Here is a 22,689-nt window from a genome sequence, read left to right as displayed (position 1 = left end):
TTACCCTTCCTCTTTCAACAAATCAGGTTGATCTGTATGAATGCCATTCACGCCCATCGCTTGTAAACGTAAAGCCGCTGTTTCATCATTAACGGTATAGGCGAAAACTGCCAAGTTCTTTCCATGCATCGTATTGACAAATGCGGGCGTGAGCGCTTCGTATGTTACCCCAATTCCTTTTGCATACGTTTGGATGTCTTGCACCTCTTTTTCATCCACTTCCGCTTCTTCCCCTTCATCAAAGGAGATGAGCTGTAGGAGAGGTATATTGGGAGCAAGTTTATGTATTTGTTTTAACGCTCGCTTATTGAACGAGTGCACAATCACTTTTGGCATGCCGTTCTGATCTGGGCCAATTAACGCATGCTCTTCCATGAATTCCACTAGCTTCGCTTCTATACCGATGTATTCTTTCGTATTTTTTAATTCAATAATAAAATGTACACGTTCACCAACTGCTTCAATAACTTCCTTCAACGTCGGGACTTTATATGCTTCCTCAGGTAACGTGTGATCCGCCTTTTCCCCTCCTTTCTTTTCGTCTGCAGTCAGCTGTTTCAGTTCAGCTACTGTAGCCTGTTGAATCTTTCCCTCTGATTCCGTTGTCCGTTTTACATCTTTGTCATGCATGACTACGAGCTCTCCATCTTTCGTCAACTGGATATCTAGTTCGATGTAGTCAGCATCCAAGTTCTCCGCAAGCTTAAAAGCAGGTAACGTATTTTCCGGTTCATACGTAGATGCGCCTCGATGTGCAACGACAAGAAATTCGTCTTTAGGGATCGGATTGTCCCACGTGCTACTCATCGAACAGCCACTCATGAGTACCGTTCCGATTAGTACGCTCGCTATCTTTTTCATCAATGTCATCACTTCCGTTCAAGACCGCTCTTTTCATACGCTACCTATTTCCGATTCTTCTATGCCGTAAACCTCGCCCAATACACTTACTTGAGCCCTCTCTCCTACTGCGAACATCCCTTGACTGTTTGCTCCCTTTTACAAGCCCCTTAATTTGTCAAAAGCATGCAGCGCGAGTCAATCAATTTCGTACCCTTTGCCGGCCCGCGGTACTTATTGATGTTTACAGCGCAACTAGCTGAAAAGAGTTACGTAGTTCTTTCAGAGATTGGGTCTTTCAACGATACAGCGCAAATAATAGAAACAATTTTCATTAATGACCCGAGATCTTGGAAACTTATCGCTACCGCGTCATTAAACTGATTTATCGACGCGGTAGCTCCGTTATTCTGCGCTTGTGCGTCATTAAACGGATTTTTCGACGCGATAGATCTGTTTTTCAGTGCTTGCGCGTCATTAAACGGATTTTATCGACGCGGTTGCTCCGTTTTTCAGCGCTTGCGCGTCATTAAACAGATTTATCGACGCGACAGCTCCTTTATTCTGCGCTTGCGCGTCATTAAACAGATTTATCAACGCGGCAGTTCCTTTATTCTGCGCTTGCGCGTCATTAAACTTATTTATCGACGCGGTAGGCTCGGTAATTCAAACACAGCATAACTCTTCCAAACGCGGCATAATTCCTCAAAACGCCGCATTCGCGCGCATATCGCCGCATATTCCTGTAGAACTCCGCATATTTCCTCAAAACGCCGCATAACTCGCCAAAACGCCGCATATTCCCCCAAAACACCGCATATCCGCCAGCCACATCCATCTCAAAATAAAAAACCCGCACAAGGCGGGTTTTTCCACTACTATTCATCCTCAACGCTCAAACAATCCATTCAGTACATCTTCTACAGCTGCTTTTCCTTGGTCAATACAATCTGGCAAGCCGACGCCTTCATAAGAGGCGCCTGCTAATTTAACCATTGGAAAGGCTTGTTGCAATTCGGCTTTTGCCGCAGCGACACGCTGGCGATGGCCGACTCGATATTGAGGGCGGTCTTCTTTATAACGCGTGACAATCGTGAAATCGGGCTTTCCGTTGATTGTAATGATTTTCCCTAAATCTTCGAGAACAATCCGTTCGATTTCATCGTCAGGTAAGTCAACGATCGCTTCGTCGCCAATGCGGCCGACAAATGCACGAAGCAGGATTTTGCCGTCAGGTGTTGTTGTTGGCCATTTTCGGTGGACCCACGTACAAGCTGTTATCGAATAATCGCTACTTCTTGAAACGAGGAAGCCTGTACCTTCCTTGTCTTGAATGACGGCATCTTTTGGAAAGGCAAGCGCGACTGTCGCTACAGACGTCGTATGGATTTCCTTCAGTCCTTGCAAAATTCCATGTGGCTCAAACAACTGGCTCGCTGCCATATGACCCGTTGTCATAATGACTGCATCCGCAACAATCGTTTCACCGTTGTTCAACCGCAACACTGATTGGTTGCCTCGTTTTTCTATCGTTGAAATTCGGATGCCTTTTCTGATTGTTCCTGGTTCCAATTGCTCTTCTGCCGCCTCGACAATCGTCGATAATCCATTACGGAAAGAATGGAATGCGCCTTGTTTTGATCCGCTGTGACTATCTTTTTGCGGCACTTTCTTAGGCGTCGTCTTTTTCATTCCCAGGATTAAACTTCGGTGTTTCTTCTCGACTTCGTAAAATTGTGGATACGTCGATTCTAAACTCATTTGATCGATATCCCCTGCGTAAACGCCAGACAATAGTGGTTCAATGAGGTTGTCGACAATTTCTGCACCAAAACGGCGTCTAAAAAAATGGCCGAGTGACTGATCGCCTTCCACTCCGGAACGAGGCAACACAAAATCACCTGCTGCCCGCAATTTCCCGGTTAGCGAAAAGAGATTGGACTTTAAGAAAGGCGTAACCTCTGTCGGTATCCCCATGATTGAACCGCCTGGAATGGGTTGAAGTTCATCATCCACAAGGATATACGCCTGCCCGGTCGCATTGCGAACGAGTTCATCCGCAATCCCTAAATCCTTTGCAAATGTATCCATGCTTTTTTTCCGAATGAGAAAGCTATCGGGTCCGCGTTCAATGACAAATCCATCACGTCGAACGGTCTGGATTTTTCCACCTAAACGATTCGATGCTTCAATCAATACAACCTCAATCGGCAAATCCTGTTCCCGAGCTGTTTTTTGCAAATAAAAGGCTGCTGATAATCCTGTAATTCCTCCACCTACGATGACGACTTTCTTCTTTTGTACATTCATGTCAATCATCACTTCTTCCATTAGGCTTTTTTCAATTGATCGCGCACTGCATCAGCCATTGCATCTATGAAAAGTGGATCCGTATTCGGCATTTCCGGACGATAATAGGCAGCACCTATTTCATCGCAAACGACTTTACATTCAAAATCGTTGTCGTAAAGCACTTCTAAATGATCTGAGATGAATCCAACTGGTGTATAGACGAATGCTTCATATCCTTTTTCCTCATGAAGATCACGCGTTAAATCCTGTACATCCGGTCCTAACCAAGGCTCACCTGTTTGTCCTTCACTTTGCCAACCAACCGCGTACGTGTCAACTTCCGCTGCTTCTGCAATCAGTTTAGCCGTTTCCGCCAATTGCTCCGGATAAGGATCTCCAAATTGCTTGATTTTCTCAGGCAGTGAGTGTGCAGAAACGACGAGACATGCTTTTTCACGTTCAGCTTCGTTCATGCTAGTAAACGTACCACGAATTTTTTCAGCCCAGTATTGGATAAACTTCGGTTGCTTATACCAGCTTTCGACTGATGTAATGGCAATGCCGTATTTGTCTGCTTCTTCCTTAGCACGTGTGTTGTAAGATTTCACGGAGAATGAAGAATAATGTGGAGCAAGAACAATCGAGACTGCTTCTTGAATTCCGTCATTGTGCATCGCTTCCACCGCTTCCTCAACAAACGGTGTAATATGTTTTAAGCCGATATAAACAGTAAACTCAATGTCCTCTTGAACCGCATTCAACTGTTCTCCGAGTGCATTTGCTTGGTTTTCCGTAATTTTTGCAAGAGGTGAAATCCCCCCAATTGCTTGGTAACGGCTGCGCAAATCCTCTAATTGCTCAGGTGCTGGTGGACGACCTCTACGAATATGCGTGTAGTATGCTTCAATATCTTCTTCCTTATATGGCGTTCCATACGCCATCACTAAAAGTCCCATTTTCTTTTTCGTCATTACGTACACCTCGTTTTTCATAGAATTTAGTTACGTAGTTGGGCACTATATGCATGAACAAATTCCGTCAACCTTTTTAATGTTGCCGGTTGGACATCCGGGAATACACCATGTCCGAGGTTAAAGATATGGCTTCCGTGTTCAACACCTTGTTCAATAATCGTTTTTGCACGCTCTTCAATGATGTTCCAATCCGCTAACAATAAAGAAGGATCCAAGTTTCCTTGCAATGTTTTTGTTAATCCGCGCTCGCCTGCTTCTTTTACCGATAAACGCCAGTCAAGGCCGACGACATCTACAGGGAGGTCATGCCATTCATTCGCCAAATGACTTGCCCCGACGCCAAATGTAATTAACGGCACATTCAATTTACGAAGTTCAGTAAAAATACGCGTCATGACAGGCTTGATGAAGATTCTGTAATCGGAAACGTTCAATGCACCTACCCATGAATCAAATACTTGAATTGCCATTGCTCCAGCTTTTACTTGTGCTTGAATGGAAGCGATAATTGTATCAGCTAATTTGTCCATCAACGCAAACCAAGCTTCTGGTTCAGATACCATGAAGGACTTTGTCAAATTGTAACTTTTAGACGGGCCACCTTCAATCATATAGCTTGCAAGCGTAAACGGCGCTCCAGCAAAACCAATTAAGGGGACAGTTAATTGCTCTTTTAAGATTTTAATTGTATCCAGTACGAAAGGGATGTCATCTTCAGGAGAGAACTCCCCTAAGTTATGTACATCTTTGACGGATCGAATCGGGTTTGAAATGACCGGACCGACGCCAGCTTTTATTTTCACATCTACACCAATTCCTGGTAACGGCGTCACAATGTCTTTATACAAAATCGCAGCATCGACATTGTAATTATCGACTGGCAATTTTGTCACATATGCACAAAGTTCAGGTTGATGTGTAATTTCTTCTAGTGAATATTTTTCTTTGATGGCACGGTACTCAGGTTGAGAGCGTCCTGCTTGTCTCATATACCAAACAGGCGTATGCTCAATCTTTTCTCCTCTTGCAGCACGAAGCAGTGTATCGTTAAATGTGGACATACGATCGATTCCTACTTTCTTTATAATAATTATCGTTTTACCTATTCGTTTTCAAATATATCCGTTTCCACGTGTAATGTATAGTATTTGCCTTGATTTGTCACGAAATTGTGTTCATTTCCCGTGCAATCTGCCATCATTTAGACATTGTTTGTTTTAATTACCTATTTGGGGGAAAATATGAGTAGTATCACTTTCATTGGAGGTTTTGAGAATGTATATGTACATGACAACTGGAACGAGAGACTTTATGGAAAAACTGCAAGAACGTCATTCAGATAAACAGATGGTGCTCATGCACGGTAGTGGACAGTCGCTACTTATTCATGAAACCGAATCAAAATCTGTGTTTCAAACACCGCGACGGTATGAAGTCATAAGTTCTACGGGTTCTATTACCGATAAAGGCTATTTTGTATGCAATAATATCCCTGTGACGGATGAAGGACGACCTGTTTTTGAACACCGCTTTTCGTCACAAGGAGAGCAACTTGAAACCCAACAAGGGTTTATTGCTTACAGACTACTACGTCCACTTGAATCGGATACGTACGTTGTTATGACCGAATGGGAAGAGGCTTCTGACTATGATCGTTGGAAAAACTCTCCTTCTTTCAAGTTTTCCCATCCATCCCCGGATGAATTCGCTGATAATACAACGCATATTTTTTCTAGCGCATCGTATGTCACAACATACATTGCAAAACCTGAAGAAACAGATTGATCAATAGTTCAGACTACATTGCGACCCATCTCACGTATTGTTATAATGATAAATGCAGATAAATAACGTTTTGAGAGGGGTAATTGAATGAATGAGCAACTATTTGAGAAACTGGACCTTGCGTACGAAGATATGGTCGTCATCAGAAGACATCTTCATATGCATCCCGAACTATCTTTTAAAGAAGTAAAGACCGCACAATATATCCATGATTTCTATGCAAATCTTGGTATCGAGGTCCAATCAGGCGTTGGCGGCAATGGCGTTGTAGCGAGGGTCAAAGGCGCACGCCCAGGCAAGACAGTCGCATTACGCGCAGACTTTGATGCGTTGCCGATTCAGGATGAAAAAGACGTCCCTTACAAATCGACTGTTCCAGGCGTCATGCATGCTTGTGGTCATGACGGCCATACAGCAGCTTTGTTGCAATTGGCGAAAGTCATTTTCGACCTTCGAGAAGATTTGGCAGGAGAATACGTTTTCATCCACCAACACGCTGAGGAATTTGCACCTGGTGGAGCCATCTCAATGATTGAAGACGGTTGCCTCGATGGCGTAGACGTCATTTTTGGAACGCACTTATGGTCACTAACCCCTTATTCATCAATTGAATACCGTACAGGTCCTATCATGGCTGCTGCTGATCGTTTTGAAATTACAATCCAAGGCGCTGGCGGACACGGTGCTGCACCTCACCAGACGAAAGATGCAGTCGTCATTGGTGCACAGCTTGTCATGAACTTACAGCAACTTGTCTCACGTCGTGTCGATCCGATTGAATCCGCAGTTCTGTCCATTGGCTCATTCATGGCAGATAATGCTTTTAATGTCATTGCAGACTCCGCAAAACTTGGTGGGACCGTACGAACATTTAGCCCAGAAATCCGCGACTTGATGGAACAAGAAATGCGACGTGTCGTTGAAGGGACTGCCCTCACAAATGATTGCACAATTACTTTCAACTATTTCCGAGGCTACCCTGCTGTTGTGAACCATCAAAAGGAAACTGAATTCCTTCAGCAAGTCGCTAAAACTGTTCCTGACATTAGCGCAATCGTAGAAAGCAAGCCTCAAATGGGTGGAGAAGACTTTGCGTACTACTTAGAAAAAGTGCCAGGCACATTTTTCTTTACGGGTGCTCAACCTGTGGATGCAGCTCCTTTCCCTCACCATCATCCAAAATTCGATTTTGAAGAACGAGCGATGTTAATTGCAGCCAAAACATTAGGTGCTGCAGCGCTGGATTATCAGAAAACTGAGTGAAAAATAAATATTTTATTAAAAGAAGGAATTTTCTTAGACAACAAGAAAATTCCTTCTTTTTTTATCAATAGAAATCCCTTTCGAGGGTATATTTGTACTAGTTCTAGAAGACTTAATAATTGCATAATAATACCTAATTAATATGTTATTTAACCTATTTTTTAATTAAAATAATTCTCTGATTTGGTTAATATTTCGAATTATTCATGAAAAAAGGTTGCATTTAATTTTATGTGCTCTATAATACTATTTAGGGTACTGTTTACGAGAAAAGGAGGAAATGGAAATTGAATGAATCGAAAACAAATTATGTTATATCTTTTGACACATTAGTAATGAGTCCTAAAACTTATGGGAAAAGGATTTATACGTCTGTAATTGAACAGAACGATACGTTTACGATTGCTAAGAAACCTTTACATATCGTTACGCGTTCATGTAAATTTTACGGTGGAAGTTTCGATAACGCTATGCAATCTTCGGCAAATTTACTAGGTAGACGGCACAAACTACCTCTGCTAATAGCGAATTCTTATGGCATGCCCTTTATCTTCATCCCAACAATGTCCGCAAAATCAGATTACAACACGTGGATTGCCTATCATGCAATTGATTCTTTCCTACCCGATGGTTTGCAAACAATCGTAAAATTGAAGAACGGTATGGATATAAAAATCGGTGTCACAGTCGCTACAATGTATCGACAGTTCTCGTTAGCGCGATTGGTTGAAATTAACTTCATCAACAAACAGAAAGAATTGAATCGCACGTCCAACCTCTTATCCTCTCAAGAACCTGAACACACATTGACTCAAAGAGAGCATGGCGATTCTGTCGTGTTAGAAGAACATTTAGATGAACTCTATTCATCTACAAAAAAAATCAGTGACGATCATTCGTCCGCGGATGGTTCAACCCCTTCATGAAATAAAGATGAAGTAGCTCTTCCGTCCGATTTCGAAGTCTAACATTTAAGTAACGACGATGGTCTTCATAACCACCATTTAAAAAAATATATTCCGTAAACATGTTATCCCTACTTTTTTGGAGCACTTTCATGTTATTACGTTTTAAAAAGATTTTTGTCTCTTGTAACTCCTCGTGGACTTGTGACAATACCGTATCAATCATTGTAAGGTAAGGTCCCTTCAGTTTAAAGGGACCTTTTTCAATACCTACACGGTCACGTTCCAACACAATTACAAGCAACGGCAAGTAGATCATATTTTCAAAGTGCGGCAATGCCTTTGCAGGAATTAAAGGCATACCCATTCCTCCTCTCACAACAACAAGAACATTTGTTCTTATAATACCACATACAGTCTTAAAATCAATATGGAGCGAGAAGGGAATTTTATACATAGGAATAAACTGCACGATTCTTACAACGGATTCAACAAAAAAGCGATTCCCCGTCTAGTTGACAAGAAATCACTCATTACTCGTTACGTACTTATCATTTTGCTTCGCCGCTAGGCTGGTCCTCCATGTAATAAACAGACGTCACTTTCCAGTTGCCGTCTTCTTTCGTGAAAACGGTCACTTGTCTGCCGGTACGGTTCGTTTCAAGGCCCGAAGACTTCTGCTTTAATGTCGTATCCAAATTGGAAAACACTTGGGCTTCCCCTTTATCCGCATCATATTTTACAATTGTTACGTCTTTTGCATCACGACTGATCTCGTATTCACCAAAAACCCCTTCAATGTAAGTACGCTCTTCATCAATGGAAAAGCTTTGCGGATTTTTTGAGAGTGTACGCATATATTCATCTACGTCTTGCGCGTTAAATGCATGAATATACGTGTCAAACGCTTCCATTAACGCGGTTTTCTCTTCCGCAGGGACATCGGCAGCTTCTTCGATTTCGCCGCCTGATAGGTTGAACCCTACTTTGTTTTCATCAACACCGTGATCAATAGAGCCGAATTCATTGGACGTTTCCCCATCATTTACAGAGCCTTGATTGGCATTATCCTCTTCATTCTTCGAACAAGCACTTAGTACAAGCACAAATACAAGCATCAAATAAACGACTGTCTTTTTCATCCTTTTGCCTCCTCAAACTTCGAAAGGGACCTTCTTAAAATAGAAGGTCCCTTCAAACTGTATCATCCGTCTTCCACTTGCGCTAGCGAGATGCTTCCAAGCGGGATCAAGATGAAGGTACATCTAATTACCCATAATGGGGGAAGGCAATTACTTTACTTCCACCCAGCCATTTTTAATCGCCGTAACAACGGCTTGTGTACGGTCATTGACACCCATCTTTTGAAGAATACTCGACACATGGTTTTTAACCGTTTTTTCAGAAATAAAGAGTGTTTCACCAATCGTACGGTTACTTTGACCATCCGTCAACAATTGGAGGACTTCACATTCGCGCTTCGTCAACAAATGGAGTGGGCGACGAATATCATTTTGTTGGAAAGAACCTTTGTGCTCCCGCTCGCTTAAACGACGGAATTCTGCTACTAAATTATGTGTGACTTTCGGATGTAGATACGATCCACCAGCAGCTACCACTTTAATAGCTTGTACAATTGCATCGGCATCCATTTCTTTTAACATGTAACCAAGTGCACCTGATTTGAGTGCATGGGATACATATGATTCATCGTCATGGATTGATAAAATGATGACTTTTGCGTCCGGGAATTCATTTTTCAAATTCTCCGTTGCTTCCACACCATTCATGCCTGGCATGTTAATGTCCATCAAGACGACATCAGGATTGAAACGACGATAAAGCTCAGCTACTTCAGAGCCGTCGTCCCCTTCACCTACTACGTCAAATGAATTTTCAAAATCAAGAATTCGTTTTACACCTTCACGGAATAATTGATGGTCATCTACAATCAAAATTTTCGTCATTTTCATTCCCTCCCAATACCCTATTCAACAATACTATTTTCTTGTAACGGAATACGGAATAGCAACGTTGTACCATTCCCGATAGCTGACATGATTTTCATTTCACCTTTCAGCAACTCGATTCGTTCCCGCATTCCTATAATGCCAAATGATTTCTCTTTAGTTTGATTTATATCGAATCCTTTTCCGTTGTCTTTCACAACAATATTCATTGTATCACGGAGCCATTCGACTTTCACCCAAACATCCCTGGAGTTTCCATGTTTTAGTGCATTCGAGATGGATTCTTGGACAAGTCTGAAAATCGCTACCTCAATTGTTGAGTCAAAACGTATTTCCGTCCCGTTATTCATGAAATGGATTGTTACACCTTCTTCATATTCCATAACGGTCGTAACATACTTTCTGAGAGTAGGGATTAAACCTAAATCGTCGAGCGCCATTGGACGTAAGTCGTAAATAATACGACGTACTTCAAGCAGCGCATTTCGAACCATCACTTTTAATTGACTTAGCTCAGACAAAGCTTCATTCGGGCCTCTTTCTGCAAACGTCTTTTCGATAAGTCCTGAGCGCAACAAAACATTTGCTAACATTTGAGCGGGCCCATCATGGATATCACGAGAGAGGCGTTTTCTTTCTTCCTCCTGGGCGTGAATGATTTGTATGGCGAATTCTTGTTTTTGGCGAGCTGTTTCGAGTGCTTCTCCAACTTTTTTTAAATCAGATGTCAAATAAGAAATGACGGTTGTCACTTGATTGACAAGCTGATCTGCTTTTTCAATCGTATCCAAAAGAGCGACAATGCGACGATCTAGTTCATCTCTTCGTACGCGTAATTGCTTCTCTTCCATTCGATTGATCGATAATCTTACAAGTAGATCATTTGCAGTTTCGTAGGCTTTACGTACTTCTTCCTCGGAATAGTTCATAAAATTCTTGGAGACATCTGCAAGCCTTCTTCTGGAATGGCGCGTCATGTCTTCCAAATAATCCCCTTCATCTATTACCCGGGAAATCTCTTCTTTAATGATCGCTACTTCGTTTTGCATCTCCTGGAGAGCTTGTCGGCTTTGCTCGCTGATTGTAAATATGTCATTTTTAGATTGATCCATCACATTGACCATGTTGTCGAAAATACTTTCAAGTTTTTGGATGTCTATTGTCTTCTCAGCCAATTCAACCTCTCCCGTCCGGAAATCAAAACACGTACAACAGTTGCAATGTTGCAGTATTCATTAATTCCTTATACACTTTGTTATTATATCATTATAAAACTAATTGCGTATTACGATTGTATTACAAGTGATAGGGGTGCTGCAAATGCGAGCAGATTATAAAACTGTCAAACTTTACGGCGAAAGTGAACTCGTCATTCAGAAATCGAGATTTCTAACATCTGTTAAACGTGTTGAAACCGAAGAAGAAGCGCTCGATTTCATCCAGGATATTAAAAAGATGCATCATACGGCCACACACAACTGTTCAGCGTATTTAATTGGAGAGCATGATCAGATCCAAAAAGCAAATGATGATGGTGAGCCTTCCGGAACCGCTGGCTTTCCTATGCTAGAAGTACTAAAGAAGCAAGGTTTAAAAGATACCGCTGTCGTTGTCACCCGTTATTTCGGTGGCATCAAACTAGGGGGTGGCGGATTAATCCGTGCGTATGGACGTGCGACGACTGAGGGAATTGCTGCAACAGGCGTTGTTGAACGAAAGCTCCATGAACTGATGAAAGTGTCCATTGATTATACGTTGCTTGGTAAACTTGAAAATGAAGTACGTCAGTCCACATACCCGCTTGAACAGATCCTCTATGAAGAAGACGTTCATTTACTGCTATATGTTCCAGTTTCTGAAACGGATACGTTTTCCGAGTGGATTACAGAATTAACAAGTGCTAAAGCTGAAATCACCAAAATATCGACAGCGTTTTTAGAATTCGATTGTTGATAATAGTATACGGATGCGCCATTTAATAGTATAATGTTGAAAGTTGACGATTGATTGCAAAAAATAGTGACAACAAGAGTTTTTTGACATAGAGCTAGTAGATGGATCGATTATATCAGCTTCACACCTTACCGAGCTGATACAGGGGGCTTAAACCTGAATGAAAAGAAAAGAGTATAGAAACATGAAAAAGAAGACATCAAAGAAAAGACTGGCCATTAAAATTGGGCTTTCCGTTTCCTTCGCGACTTTGTTACTCGTTTCAGCTTATGCACTTTCTTTGCATCAGAAGGCTGAAAAAGCGGTGGACCGCGCTTACGAGCCAGTTCCGAGCACACAAAAGTCGGATCTTCGTGGCGAGGCGAAAGTGGAACCTGCCAAAGACAATGTCTCAGTCCTGCTCATCGGTGTAGATGACAGCGAAGCAAGGATGCAAGGCGAAGGAAATAGCCGTTCGGACGCCCTTCTTGTCGCTACGTTTAATCCCGAAGAGAAATCCGTTAAGTTATTAAGCATTCCGCGTGATTCGTATGTGTACATCCCGAAAGTCGGTTATAAAGATAAGATTACCCATGCTCACGCTTATGGCGGCACACATGCTTCAATTGAAGCAGTGGAAGAAATGCTCGACATTCCGGTTGATTATTATGTGAAAATGAATTTTAATGCGTTCATTGAAGTCGTGGATGCGCTTGGCGGCATCGAAGTAGAAGTTCCATATGATCGATTGGAAAAAGATGAAAATGATAAAAACGCTATCCAATTGAAAAAGGGCTTGCACGTGTTAGATGGACGTCATGCCCTTGCACTGGCAAGAACGCGTAAATTGGACAGTGATATCGAACGAGGCAAACGTCAACAAATGATTCTCCAATCAATTATTAAAGAAATGGTGTCTGTTAAATCGATCTCCAAATATGGTGATGTCATTGACGCAGTTGGGGATAATATGAAAACCGACATGACTTTCAAAGAGATGACCTCGTTTTGGGAGTATGCAAAAGATGGCATGCCACAAATTGATACAATTAACTTGCAAGGATATGATGATTGGTCTACCGGGGTGTATTATTACAAACTGAAAGATAGCGACCTAGAAAATGTCAGTCAGTTATTGCAGTCCCATTTAGGACTCATCCCTGATTCTTCATCATTAACCGATTCGAATTCAAACGGATTACATTCAGCGGACGAAACGGCTGATGGTAGTGACGACTTCTCAGATTGAAGAGCCTTACAAATGGAAACACAGGTAGAGAGAAACGATTAATGTCGATTTCCCTCTACCTGTTTTCTATTGGAAAACACATAGAGAGACGAGTAAAGTTTCACTCCTCTGCTCCAACATGAAAAAAAGGTGACATGCACAATTTGTGCACATCACCTTTTTTCATTTCCCTATCATTCGTACAAGATTCAATAATGGTCGATAATTCGTTCCTGCTAGACCAATTACTTCCACAAAAAGTTCAATTGCAAGTAACATGACTGCAATTAAGACAATTGCTCCCCAAACAGTGGCTTGTGAGAAGAGTACTGCTGCCACACCGAATAAAATTGCTAAACCGTAAATGATTAACACAGTTTGGCGGTGTGAAAACCCTGCTCGCAATAAACAATGATGCAAATGGGATTTGTCAGGTGCAGTAATCGGTTGTTTCATTCGTACGCGTCTTACAATCGCAAAGAATGTATCAGAAATCGGTACACCTAACATAATAATCGGGATGACGAGTGATACGACTGCGATATTTTTGAACCCTAAAAGTGCAAGAACTGCGATCATATAGCCGAGAAATAGCGCTCCGGTATCTCCCATGAAGATTTTCGCAGGATGAAAATTGTAAAACAGAAAACCGAGAGAGCTTGCTGCCAATATTGCAGCTGTTGCGACAACAAACACATTGCCCATGATGACAGCCATCACCGTTATGGAAATCAGTGCAATTGTAGAAACACCGGCCGCCAAGCCATCTAAACCATCAATTAGGTTAATGGCATTCGTGATGCCGATAATCCAAATAATTGTGATTGGTATACTTAAATAACCAAAGTCGAACTGGCCATAAAATGGTAAGTTAATATAGTCAATTTGAAGGCCGCCCCATGTAATGACGATGATCGCAGCAATGAGCTGTCCGAACATCTTCGCTTTAGCGGTGATTTCCAGCATATCATCCAAAAAACCTGTAATGATAATGATGAACGCGCCAACGAGAATTCCCGTAGCGTTTACAAGATCATCTTCGGGACGTAATAATAAATAGCCGATAAAGAATGCGCCAAATATAGCAACTCCACCGATTCGCGGCATGACAGAAGCATGCACTTTACGATAATTAGGATGATCGACTGCCCCAATCCGAAATGCGAATTTAATGACGAGCGGAGTGAGTATGATGGCAGCTACGAAAGCTACGGCCATTGCAAGGAATAACATGTCCTTCCTCCCCGTAAATCAATAATTTAATTAGCCACAAGTATTATAGCACGTTTGCTGTTGGAAAGCACCCAAGTTAGCAACTTGAAACTACTATACCCTCTTTTTCTGCAAACTATCCTAAATCTACTATTGTTCTTTTACCGCTCACGGTAGTCTTTTTATAAGTACTTTGATAAAATAGAACCATATCCTTAGGTGAAGGATCAATTAAAGGAGCGTCAATACATGTTATCATTTTTTAAACGTTCAACCCAAACGAGCGAAAGACAACTACGAAAATACCGGAAAGTTGTCGAACACATAAATAGTTTAGAAGCTAAATACGAAACGTTGTCAGATGAAGAACTTGCACATATGACAGAAGTTTTCAAGACGCAAATTCATGATGGAGATACAATTCAAACGATACTCCCTGAAGCATTTGCCGTCGTTCGCGAAGCATCCAAGAGAGTATTGGGGATGCGTCATTTTGACGTCCAACTCATTGGCGGGATGGTACTGTCAGAAGGAAATATTGCAGAAATGCCGACAGGGGAAGGAAAAACACTTGTTGCATCCCTCCCCTCTTATTTGCGTGCCCTTGAAGGGAAAGGTGTCCATGTCATCACTGTAAATGACTATCTTGCAAAACGCGATTATGAACAAATCGGTCAAATTCATCGTTTCCTTGGTTTGACAGTCGGACTGAATGTACCGATGATGCAAGGCCCTGAAAAACAAGATGCGTACATGGCAGACATTACGTACGGAGTTGGAACGGAATTTGGTTTTGATTACCTTCGGGATAACATGGTCCAATACCCTTCTCAAAAAGTACAGCGACCGTACCACTTCGCAATCATTGATGAAGTGGATAGTGTGTTAATTGACGAAGCGAAGACGCCATTGATTGTTGCAGGGAAAATGCAAGCGGATGCAGATTTGCATTTCATTGCAGCAAGACTTGCCAAACGATTTAAAAAAGGTGTCCACTTCGACTTTGACGACGAGACAAAAGCGACATCCCTTACTGATGAAGGGATTGAACAAGTTGAAAAGGCGTTTGGGATCGACAATCTGTATGAACTCGAACACCAGACACTTTATCATTATATGATTCAAGCTGTCCGCGCTTTTGTCATTTTTGAAAGAGATGTAGATTATATCGTCAAAGACGACAAAGTGGAGCTCGTGGATATGTTCACGGGAAGGATTATGGAAGGCCGTACACTATCCGACGGCTTGCACCAGGCAATCGAAGCAAAAGAAGGGCTTACGATTACAGAGGAAAACAAAGCCCAAGCTCAAATTACCATTCAAAACTATTTTAGAATGTATCCACATCTAAGTGGTATGACCGGAACTGCAAAAACACAGGAAAAAGAATTTCGTGAAGTGTACAACATGGAAGTCATTCAAATTCCGACAAACCGACCACGAGCACGTGTCGATTCACCAGATAATGTCTTTGTCACAACCGATCAAAAGTACATTGCTGTTGCAAAAGAAGTTGCGAAACGTCATAAGACAGGACAACCTGTCCTTGTCGGGACCACTTCCATTTTACAATCTGAGAAAGTCGCCGAGTATTTGGATAAAGAAAACCTTAGTTACCACCTGTTAAATGCAAAAAGTGTCGAACAAGAAGTCGACCTCATTTCCCAAGCGGGGCAATATGGTCATATTACGGTCGCTACAAACATGGCTGGACGTGGAACTGACATTATGCTTGGTGAAGGGGTTGAAGAAAATGGTGGCCTCTTTGTCTTAGGAACCGAAAAACATGAAAGCCGCCGCATTGATAATCAATTGCGTGGACGTTCCGGTCGTCAAGGTGATAAAGGGGAAAGCCAATTCTTCATTTCACTCGAAGATGATATGTTCAAACGTTTTGCAAAAGATGACCTTGAAAAGTTCAATAAGAAAGTAAAAGCGGACGAAGATGGTCTTGTTCAAAATACTGAAGTAAATGAGCTAACAGAACGCACTCAACGAATCGTAGAAGGCGCGCATTTCTCCATGCGTGAATACAACTTGAAATTGGACGATGTTATTAACGATCAGCGTGGTGTCGTCTATTCATTGCGAGATAAAGTGCTAGAACGTGAAAATCTCTTTGAACAATTAAAGACAATGGTGACGGAAGCGGTTGAGTTTGTCGTCTATGATAGCTGTCCTGAACACGAAACGCCTGACCAATACGATTTTGATCGAATTGAACGCACGATGAATGGACTTCTATTAGAGCCAATAACACTTCCACGAAATTTGGAAAAGCCATCTGAAATTGTTAAAGTTTACGATGAAGCGCTGCAAACCCTTTTTGACTATCTGGACAGATTTGTCGACAATGAGGAAGTTAAAGAAATCATCCCTCAAGTGATGCTGAGCCATATCGACTCCATGTGGGTGAAACACCTGGAAGTGATGGCGCGTCTAAAGGAAGGAATCGGCTTACGTTCTTATGGACAAGAAGATCCGATGCGTATTTACCAACGAGAAGGGTTGCAGTTATTTGGCAAACATTATCAACAATTACGCCGAAACATTGCTTCTGAAATTATTGGTTTCATGAAGTTGATTTCACAACAACAGGAGGGACAAGATTAATGAAACTCTTTTCATTATTTACAAAAACCGAAAAAAAAGGCTCCGATAGTACAATTGGTTCCGAAGAAATTTTAGAAGGCAATGCCCCATCTGCGAGCACAGATGATATTGAGACAACGTTGTCCCTTCACCCTCAATGGACAATTTCTCAAGAACAGGAATACGTCTTCAGATTTCTAGCGAATGAATTGGAACCTTTGAAGCCCGATCAAATTTCCTTATCCGGTATCGACATAGACGTAGATGAATCGAACGGTAATTGGCTCGTAAAAGCTTTTTTCCGCTCTTCTCTCAGTCAGTCCATTACACTTGGCGAAGTCGAGTTGTTATTGCTAGACCGTGAAGGGAATATGCTTGCGTCCCAACAATTCAACTTAGAAGAATTGGGAGATATCCCAGCAACGAGTGCACGTCCTTGGGTATTCGTCTTTACGAAAGAAAATCTGTTTGCGGAAACCCCACCAGCTGAAGGTTGGAAACTAGCGTTTAACGTCCAATCGATGGTGCCGCACAAACTAGAATTAGAGCCGGCTTGGGAAGAAGGGCTTTCAGCAGATCAGAAAGCAGCGCTTGAAAAAGCAGTTGAAAGTATGCCGAAATTAAAACCACGTGAAGTGAACATCGCCGGATTTCAAGTGAAACAACAGGAAGACGGCAGTATCGCCACTTCTGTATTCATCCGTAACGGCCACTCAAAACAAATCAACATTGAAAATCTACCATTAGAATTAATTGATGCTACAGGTGATCTGATTGCACGTGGATCATTCAAACTCGATTCATTCGATGTGAAGGCCAATACATCAAAACCGTGGACGTTTATTTATCCGAAAGAAATGGTACAAAAAGAGGACCCTGATTTCTCCCGTTGGTCCATTCGTGTGCCTCAATAACTAGAGAGATTAAAAGCATAATGGAATTGCCGCAGGGACCTTACAGTGGGTTTCCTGCGGATTTTTTTGTTATGCGGTGTTTGGGAGGAGTTATGCGGCGTTTTGGGGAAGTTTGCCGCGTTTTGGAGAGTTATGCGGCGTTTTGGGGAAGTTTGCCGTGTTCTAAACATTTATGCGGCGTTTCAGAGAAGTTTGCCGCGTTCTGAACATTTATGCAGCGTTTTGGGAAAGTTTGCCGCGGTTGTGTGATACAACTTATGTACTTTTAAGTACCGCGGATACATTCTATTCAAAAATGATAGCTTGTCGCGCCAAAATGGGTTTTGACAATTTAGAGGGTTTGTTTGCAAAACAAATGTAGCTTTTAAGCAGAGAGCTAGTCGATAAGTTTATGCATTGCGAAGGTGTTTGCTACAATATAGGTTTTGCTTTTTATACCGTAATGCTTACAGGACCTTAAAGCATGGAAAGATGCGAGAGGCGATGTAAGGTTCGTTTTTATTCGCGACAGGTTTTGACACATAGTACTTATGCAACTGAATTGAATGCATACAAAAAGAACGGAATTTCTATAAAAGAAAATCCGCTCTTGGAAGAGACTTATATTACTTATTTTGTTGATGCAACAGAAGTGGCACCGTTAATGCGTTTAGCACCAACGTACTTATCTCCCCAGTAATAAGGATCGTTTAATGCATCTACACGTACACCTTTTGAAGACGAGGCATGGGCGAATTTCCCGTTACCAACGTAGATGCCTACGTGAGATACCCCTTTACCGGAAGTATTGAAGAAAACAAGGTCACCTGGAAGTAAGTCAGCTTTGTTCACTTTCGTACCTGTTGCATGCATCCCTGAAGAGGTGCGAGGTAATGAAATGTCATGTTGCTTAAATACGTATTGGATGTACCCTGAACAATCGAAACCAGCTTTTGTCGTACCGCCATATTTATATTTTATTCCTTTTAAACTCTTTGCAGTGTCAGATATAGTAATTGATGACGCTTCAGCTTGGCTAGCGAACGGCGAGACGAGCAATACGATAGAAACTGCAAAAATAACAAATGACTTTTGCACCTGTGCTAATATTCTCATATAATCCCCCAAAATTTTATATTTATCTGAATAAATCATCTGCATTAACTTTAACACGTACTATGCTCGTCCTATATTACAGTTATGTAACAATAACATTACAAAAATCGCGTTGTATTTCACGTTGAAACATATTTGTCATTTTCCGCCCATAACAGCTCCTATTTGTACACTTTACTTGCTCATTTCAATGAATACCTAATACAAGCGAATGCACGCATAAATAAAACTGCGTGAAGGACAAGTCGCCCTCACGCAGTTTTTCTTATGCTATGAAATTATTTAGAGAAAAGGACACTCTTATGTTTGCCCGCCCCTTCTCTTCCTTGTTACATGTCTAAATCTGTAATAATCGTAACATCATCATGTTCGTGCAAGTACGTAATTGTCCAATCGGAATCAATTTTCCCTTCCAAGAACTTCGTAATTGCTGGTCGTTTTTTCTCGCCGAAAGCGAGCAAGACTAATTTTTTCGCACTCATAATAGAAGCAATCCCCATTGTCAAAGCAGTCGTTGGGATTTTTTCATCGTTGTCGAAGTATTGACTGTTGACACCTAGTGTGGAATCCGTCAATTCTGCTACGTGCGTAACCGAGTCAGCAGGTGTGCCAGGTTCGTTAAATGCGATATGGCCATTTTCTCCGACTCCGAGCAATTGAATGTCAAGACCTGCTTGTTGCAGCGCTTGCTCATAACGATTACATTCCGCGTCTAGATCTGCAGCCATTCCATTTGGTATATTCGTTTCTTTGAACTTCTTCTTATTAAATAAATGGTCATCCATGAAATATGCATAACTGTTTGGACTCGTTGCTGGTAGACCGACGTATTCATCCAAATTGAATGTTGTTACATTTGAAAAATCCAGCTCAGACGCTGTTAGTTTTGCATAGACCGGAATCATCGTACTTCCTGTAGCCAATCCAAGCACATGAAGTCGATCGTTTTCAAGCTCTTCTTTTATCAACTGATAAAATTGTTCAGCACCTTTCTCAGGGCTTTCAACTTTAATTAGTTTACATTTTTCCATCATTCTCAACCGACTTTCATTTTAGATTTATTGTACCTCTTACATTGTAATTTCCATAAACAGTATGGTCAACTAAACGAATAATTTACACAAAAAGGGTAGTCGACTCTGTTATTCCCTCTTTCCACTCCAACAAACCTATTCAATCACTACTACATATCTATGGCGATATTATGAAGACCATTTGTACAAAGTGTGAACGAATTCCCGATCTATTGAATCATAGGGAATTCCCTAATTCTCTATTTCTACCACATGCTTAAGATAAAAGTATGAGCAAACGACTTTCGAATGTAGGAGGTGGAAGGAATGACGAAAGACAATTCCAAACAACTTGTACCAAGTTCCAACGAGCATGGGATGGATTTAAAAGGTACATTCATCGCAGTCATGCTTTTAGGGATCTTCATACTAGTTTCTTGGTTCGGCATTTATGCACTCTTTTTATCACGATAATGATACAGGTTAGGGGGAAATACGATGCATTTGCATAAATTTGAAAAGATATGGCTTGCATTCGGCTTAGGGTCACTCGTACTTTTTTTAGCGATTATCGGATTTGCAGCCTTTTGGAAAGGTGCGCATCCACAAAGTCATATTGAAACAATCGATCCACAAAATGTAGAAGCGCATGAAGCATTTAAGCCTGAAAATCTTGGACTGCGTGAAGTTGCTGACGGCAAATACACCGTCAACATTGTTGCTTCAGCTTTCAATTATGATTTCGGAGTAGATGATGATGGGAAACCCGTTAAAAAAATCCGCGTGCCAAAAGGATCTACGGTTTTATTTCAAATCACAACAAAGGACGTCATCCACGGCTTCCAAGTTGCAGGGACGAATGTCAACATGATGGTAGAACCAGGACATGTAAGTCGTTTGGAGACAGTTATGAAAAATACGGGAGAGTTTACTGTCGTTTGTAACGAATACTGCGGCATCGGTCACCATCAAATGTTTGCAACTGTGGAGGTGTATGAGGAATGATGAAAGACTGGAATTTTTCTAAGAAAGAATCCCGTTTATATATGTCTTTTATGTATGTGACTTTTGTTTCGCTTTTAATTGGTGGGTTGATGGGTTTATTGCAAACGCTCGCTCGAGCTGGTGAATTTCAATTACCATTTGGCATTAATTATTACACGATACTCACTGTGCATGGAGTCATTCTCGGGCTTGTCTTAACAACTTTTTTCATTGTAGGTTTTCAGTTTGCGTTATTAGGAAAAACAGTCGGTCTCTCGGATAAACAACGTCAATGGGCATGGATTGCCTTTTGGACAATGCTCGTTGGTACGGTTATGGCTGCCATTACAATTCTCGTTGGTCAAGCGAATGTGCTTTATACATTTTACGCACCGTTACGTGCCCACGTTGCCTTCTATATAGGGCTAGCTCTCGTCATCGTCGGAAGTTGGATTGCTGTGTTCGTCAATTTCCGTCAGTTGTATGTTTGGAAGAAAGCAAATCCTGGTCAGAAATCACCTTTGCTTGCATTCATGGTAACGATCAACATGGCCATGTGGTTCATTGCTTCACTTGGAGTAGCCGCATCCGTACTCATTCAATTTATCCCTTGGTCATTAGGGTACGCTGCCACAATTAACGTTTTGTTAAGCCGGACATTGTTTTGGTATTTCGGGCATCCACTCGTTTATTTCTGGTTACTTCCTGCTTATATGGCATGGTATGCAATTATCCCGAAAATTATCGGCGGAAAATTATTCAGTGATTCCCTTGCAAGATTATCTTTCATCCTATTGCTCATGTTTTCCATTCCGGTTGGTTTCCATCACCAATTGACCGAACCGGGCATCGATCCTACGTGGAAGTTCATACAAGTTGTGTTGACGTTCATGGTTGTCGTTCCAACACTTATGACTGCATTCTCGATTTTCGCTACTTTTGAAACGACTGGACGAAGAAAAGGACATAAAGGATTGTTTGGCTGGTTTAAGTATTTACCTTGGAAAGACGTTCGTTTTCTAGCACCGTTTATCGGCATGGTCGCGTTCATTCCTGGGGGAGCTGGAGGTATCGTTAATGCTTCCCACCAAGTAAACACACTTGTCCATAATACGATTTGGGTAACTGGCCACTTCCATTTAACTGTGGCAACTACTGTTCTCCTTACGTATTTCGGAATTGCCTATTGGCTAGTGCCTCATTTGACGGGTAGACGTTTGACGCCAAAACTGAATCGCCTCGGCATCATCCAAACGATCATTTGGACAGTTGGTATGACGATCATGTCAACCGCCATGCATATTCAAGGATTATTAGGTGGTCCACGCCGTTCCAACTTCTCGAATTACGCAGGTGGCGAGCAAGTGGATACGTGGATCAGTTATCAAATTGCGCAAGCAGTCGGCGGCACAATTCTCTTTATCGGTATCTTATTGATGATTTACATTTTCATTCAACTCGCTTATTTCGCACCGAAAGGCGTTCAGGAATTTCCGATTGCAGAAGAGGAAGAAGATGCAGAACCGACACCAAAGATTTTAGAGAACTGGTACTTATGGATTGGCATTACGATTGCCCTTATCCTTTTCGCATACACAATTCCAGTGTTTGATATTCTAAAACACTCTCCACCAGGGTCCATTCCGTTTGATTGGCCAATCGGTCGATAAAAAGAATGGAATAGAAAAAC

21 protein-coding genes are annotated in these 22,689 nt (G+C 41.7%); 10 read left to right on the top strand and 11 right to left on the bottom strand.

The features are described from left to right. From QT711_RS05195 to hemE, 4 genes are all read right to left on the bottom strand, one after another. Positions 1-861, bottom strand: coding sequence for a glycerophosphodiester phosphodiesterase (locus QT711_RS05195; protein WP_317942457.1), 861 nt, complete (start codon positions 859-861; stop codon positions 1-3). Between the two features lie 867 nt (positions 862-1,728). Further along, complete coding sequence (gene hemY, locus QT711_RS05190; protein WP_317942456.1) at positions 1,729-3,171, bottom strand: protoporphyrinogen oxidase; 1,443 nt, start codon at positions 3,169-3,171, stop codon at positions 1,729-1,731. Beyond that, positions 3,171-4,103: a ferrochelatase gene (gene hemH, locus QT711_RS05185; RefSeq protein ID WP_317942455.1), complete on the bottom strand. Its 933-nt coding sequence runs from the start codon at positions 4,101-4,103 to the stop codon at positions 3,171-3,173. The genes hemY and hemH overlap by 1 nt, the downstream gene beginning before the upstream one ends. A 26-nt stretch (positions 4,104-4,129) precedes the next feature. Continuing rightward, positions 4,130-5,167 carry a uroporphyrinogen decarboxylase gene (gene hemE / locus QT711_RS05180; protein WP_317942454.1) on the bottom strand — a complete coding sequence of 346 codons (1,038 nt, stop codon included), beginning with the start codon at positions 5,165-5,167 and terminating at the stop codon, positions 4,130-4,132. Positions 5,168-5,381: 214 nt separating this feature from the next. Between hemE and QT711_RS05175 the strand changes: the two genes are divergently transcribed. The 3 genes from QT711_RS05175 to QT711_RS05165 all read left to right on the top strand — a co-directional run bounded on the left by QT711_RS05175 (position 5,382) and on the right by QT711_RS05165 (position 8,080). Beyond that, complete coding sequence (locus QT711_RS05175) at positions 5,382-5,891, top strand: antibiotic biosynthesis monooxygenase family protein (RefSeq protein WP_317942453.1); 510 nt, start codon at positions 5,382-5,384, stop codon at positions 5,889-5,891. Between the two features lie 87 nt (positions 5,892-5,978). Then, positions 5,979-7,154, top strand: coding sequence for a M20 metallopeptidase family protein (locus QT711_RS05170; protein WP_317942452.1), 1,176 nt, complete (start codon positions 5,979-5,981; stop codon positions 7,152-7,154). 287 nt (positions 7,155-7,441) lie between these two features. Beyond that, positions 7,442-8,080: a competence protein ComK gene (locus tag QT711_RS05165; RefSeq protein WP_317942451.1), complete on the top strand. Its 639-nt coding sequence runs from the start codon at positions 7,442-7,444 to the stop codon at positions 8,078-8,080. Here the strand turns inward: QT711_RS05165 and QT711_RS05160 are convergent. The 4 genes from QT711_RS05160 to QT711_RS05145 all read right to left on the bottom strand — a co-directional run bounded on the left by QT711_RS05160 (position 8,037) and on the right by QT711_RS05145 (position 11,204). Beyond that, on the bottom strand, positions 8,037-8,420 hold the full coding sequence (locus QT711_RS05160; protein WP_317942450.1) for a hypothetical protein: 384 nt from the start codon (positions 8,418-8,420) through the stop codon (positions 8,037-8,039). The genes QT711_RS05165 and QT711_RS05160 overlap by 44 nt on opposite strands. A gap of 190 nt (positions 8,421-8,610) precedes the next feature. Then, the gene (locus QT711_RS05155) at positions 8,611-9,201 is read right to left on the bottom strand and encodes a Cif family virulence factor (protein WP_317942449.1); all 591 of its coding nucleotides are present in this window, start codon (positions 9,199-9,201) and stop codon (positions 8,611-8,613) included. A 150-nt stretch (positions 9,202-9,351) separates the two neighbouring features. After that, the gene (locus tag QT711_RS05150) at positions 9,352-10,026 is read right to left on the bottom strand and encodes a response regulator transcription factor (RefSeq protein WP_317942448.1); all 675 of its coding nucleotides are present in this window, start codon (positions 10,024-10,026) and stop codon (positions 9,352-9,354) included. A 20-nt stretch (positions 10,027-10,046) separates the two neighbouring features. Next, positions 10,047-11,204, bottom strand: a complete 1,158-nt coding sequence (locus QT711_RS05145) for a sensor histidine kinase (protein ID WP_317942447.1) — start codon at positions 11,202-11,204, stop codon at positions 10,047-10,049. A 145-nt stretch (positions 11,205-11,349) separates the two neighbouring features. Here QT711_RS05145 and QT711_RS05140 point away from each other — a divergent pair, with 145 nt between their 5' ends. Then, positions 11,350-11,982, top strand: coding sequence for a YigZ family protein (locus QT711_RS05140; RefSeq protein ID WP_317942446.1), 633 nt, complete (start codon positions 11,350-11,352; stop codon positions 11,980-11,982). A gap of 160 nt (positions 11,983-12,142) precedes the next feature. Next, positions 12,143-13,210: an LCP family protein gene (locus QT711_RS05135; RefSeq protein WP_317942445.1), complete on the top strand. Its 1,068-nt coding sequence runs from the start codon at positions 12,143-12,145 to the stop codon at positions 13,208-13,210. Positions 13,211-13,372: 162 nt separating this feature from the next. On the opposite strand, the gene QT711_RS05130 is transcribed toward QT711_RS05135, so the two are convergent. After that, positions 13,373-14,422: a glycosyltransferase family 4 protein gene (locus QT711_RS05130; RefSeq protein WP_317942444.1), complete on the bottom strand. Its 1,050-nt coding sequence runs from the start codon at positions 14,420-14,422 to the stop codon at positions 13,373-13,375. Positions 14,423-14,650: 228 nt separating this feature from the next. Here QT711_RS05130 and secA2 point away from each other — a divergent pair, with 228 nt between their 5' ends. Both secA2 and QT711_RS05120 read left to right on the top strand, forming a co-directional pair. Continuing rightward, positions 14,651-17,014, top strand: a complete 2,364-nt coding sequence (gene secA2, locus QT711_RS05125) for an accessory Sec system translocase SecA2 (RefSeq protein ID WP_317942443.1) — start codon at positions 14,651-14,653, stop codon at positions 17,012-17,014. Further along, positions 17,014-17,907 carry an accessory Sec system S-layer assembly protein gene (locus QT711_RS05120; RefSeq protein ID WP_317942442.1) on the top strand — a complete coding sequence of 298 codons (894 nt, stop codon included), beginning with the start codon at positions 17,014-17,016 and terminating at the stop codon, positions 17,905-17,907. The genes secA2 and QT711_RS05120 overlap by 1 nt, the downstream gene beginning before the upstream one ends. A gap of 609 nt (positions 17,908-18,516) precedes the next feature. Here QT711_RS05120 and QT711_RS05115 read toward each other — a convergent pair. Together QT711_RS05115 and QT711_RS05110 are read right to left on the bottom strand one after the other, a co-directional pair. Continuing rightward, complete coding sequence (locus QT711_RS05115; RefSeq protein WP_317942441.1) at positions 18,517-19,002, bottom strand: C40 family peptidase; 486 nt, start codon at positions 19,000-19,002, stop codon at positions 18,517-18,519. Positions 19,003-19,331: 329 nt separating this feature from the next. Then, on the bottom strand, positions 19,332-20,033 hold the full coding sequence (locus QT711_RS05110; RefSeq protein WP_317942440.1) for a glucosamine-6-phosphate deaminase: 702 nt from the start codon (positions 20,031-20,033) through the stop codon (positions 19,332-19,334). 309 nt (positions 20,034-20,342) lie between these two features. On the opposite strand from QT711_RS05110, the gene QT711_RS05105 reads away from it, so the two are divergent. Genes QT711_RS05105 through QT711_RS05095 form a run of 3 tightly spaced genes read left to right on the top strand, consistent with a single transcriptional unit; the run spans position 20,343 to position 22,669 of the window. Continuing rightward, positions 20,343-20,489 (top strand): cytochrome c oxidase subunit 2A, encoded by a 147-nt coding sequence (locus QT711_RS05105; protein WP_317942439.1) that lies wholly within the window; start codon positions 20,343-20,345, stop codon positions 20,487-20,489. A 24-nt stretch (positions 20,490-20,513) separates the two neighbouring features. Further along, positions 20,514-21,020 (top strand): cytochrome c oxidase subunit II, encoded by a 507-nt coding sequence (locus QT711_RS05100; RefSeq protein ID WP_317942438.1) that lies wholly within the window; start codon positions 20,514-20,516, stop codon positions 21,018-21,020. Then, positions 21,020-22,669, top strand: coding sequence for a b(o/a)3-type cytochrome-c oxidase subunit 1 (locus QT711_RS05095; RefSeq protein WP_317942613.1), 1,650 nt, complete (start codon positions 21,020-21,022; stop codon positions 22,667-22,669). The genes QT711_RS05100 and QT711_RS05095 overlap by 1 nt, the downstream gene beginning before the upstream one ends. Positions 22,670-22,689: the final 20 nt, after the last annotated feature.

It is taken from the genome of Sporosarcina saromensis (assembly GCF_033253735.1).
Taxonomy (GTDB): Bacteria; Bacillota; Bacilli; order Bacillales_A; family Planococcaceae; genus Sporosarcina; species Sporosarcina saromensis.
The sequence above is the reverse complement of the archived record's forward strand: the minus strand, read 5'-3'. Positions and strand labels throughout refer to the sequence as shown.

Bases quoted from the DNA above. Each gene is read 5' to 3' on its own strand.
- QT711_RS05195 (WP_317942457.1), bottom strand. From the start codon at position 861: ATGAAAAAGATAGCGAGCGTACTAATCGGAACGGTACTCATGAGTGGC.
- hemY (WP_317942456.1), bottom strand. From the start codon at position 3,171: ATGGAAGAAGTGATGATTGACATGAATGTACAAAAGAAGAAAGTCGTC.
- hemH (WP_317942455.1), bottom strand. From the start codon at position 4,103: ATGACGAAAAAGAAAATGGGACTTTTAGTGATGGCGTATGGAACGCCA.
- hemE (WP_317942454.1), bottom strand. From the start codon at position 5,167: ATGTCCACATTTAACGATACACTGCTTCGTGCTGCAAGAGGAGAAAAG.
- QT711_RS05175 (WP_317942453.1), top strand. From the start codon at position 5,382: ATGTATATGTACATGACAACTGGAACGAGAGACTTTATGGAAAAACTG.
- QT711_RS05170 (WP_317942452.1), top strand. From the start codon at position 5,979: ATGAATGAGCAACTATTTGAGAAACTGGACCTTGCGTACGAAGATATG.
- QT711_RS05160 (WP_317942450.1), bottom strand. From the start codon at position 8,420: ATGCCTTTAATTCCTGCAAAGGCATTGCCGCACTTTGAAAATATGATC.
- QT711_RS05155 (WP_317942449.1), bottom strand. From the start codon at position 9,201: ATGAAAAAGACAGTCGTTTATTTGATGCTTGTATTTGTGCTTGTACTA.
- QT711_RS05150 (WP_317942448.1), bottom strand. From the start codon at position 10,026: ATGACGAAAATTTTGATTGTAGATGACCATCAATTATTCCGTGAAGGT.
- QT711_RS05140 (WP_317942446.1), top strand. From the start codon at position 11,350: ATGCGAGCAGATTATAAAACTGTCAAACTTTACGGCGAAAGTGAACTC.
- QT711_RS05135 (WP_317942445.1), top strand. From the start codon at position 12,143: ATGAAAAGAAAAGAGTATAGAAACATGAAAAAGAAGACATCAAAGAAA.
- QT711_RS05130 (WP_317942444.1), bottom strand. From the start codon at position 14,422: ATGTTATTCCTTGCAATGGCCGTAGCTTTCGTAGCTGCCATCATACTC.
- secA2 (WP_317942443.1), top strand. From the start codon at position 14,651: ATGTTATCATTTTTTAAACGTTCAACCCAAACGAGCGAAAGACAACTA.
- QT711_RS05120 (WP_317942442.1), top strand. From the start codon at position 17,014: ATGAAACTCTTTTCATTATTTACAAAAACCGAAAAAAAAGGCTCCGAT.
- QT711_RS05115 (WP_317942441.1), bottom strand. From the start codon at position 19,002: ATGAGAATATTAGCACAGGTGCAAAAGTCATTTGTTATTTTTGCAGTT.
- QT711_RS05110 (WP_317942440.1), bottom strand. From the start codon at position 20,033: ATGGAAAAATGTAAACTAATTAAAGTTGAAAGCCCTGAGAAAGGTGCT.
- QT711_RS05105 (WP_317942439.1), top strand. From the start codon at position 20,343: ATGACGAAAGACAATTCCAAACAACTTGTACCAAGTTCCAACGAGCAT.
- QT711_RS05100 (WP_317942438.1), top strand. From the start codon at position 20,514: ATGCATTTGCATAAATTTGAAAAGATATGGCTTGCATTCGGCTTAGGG.
- QT711_RS05095 (WP_317942613.1), top strand. From the start codon at position 21,020: ATGAAAGACTGGAATTTTTCTAAGAAAGAATCCCGTTTATATATGTCT.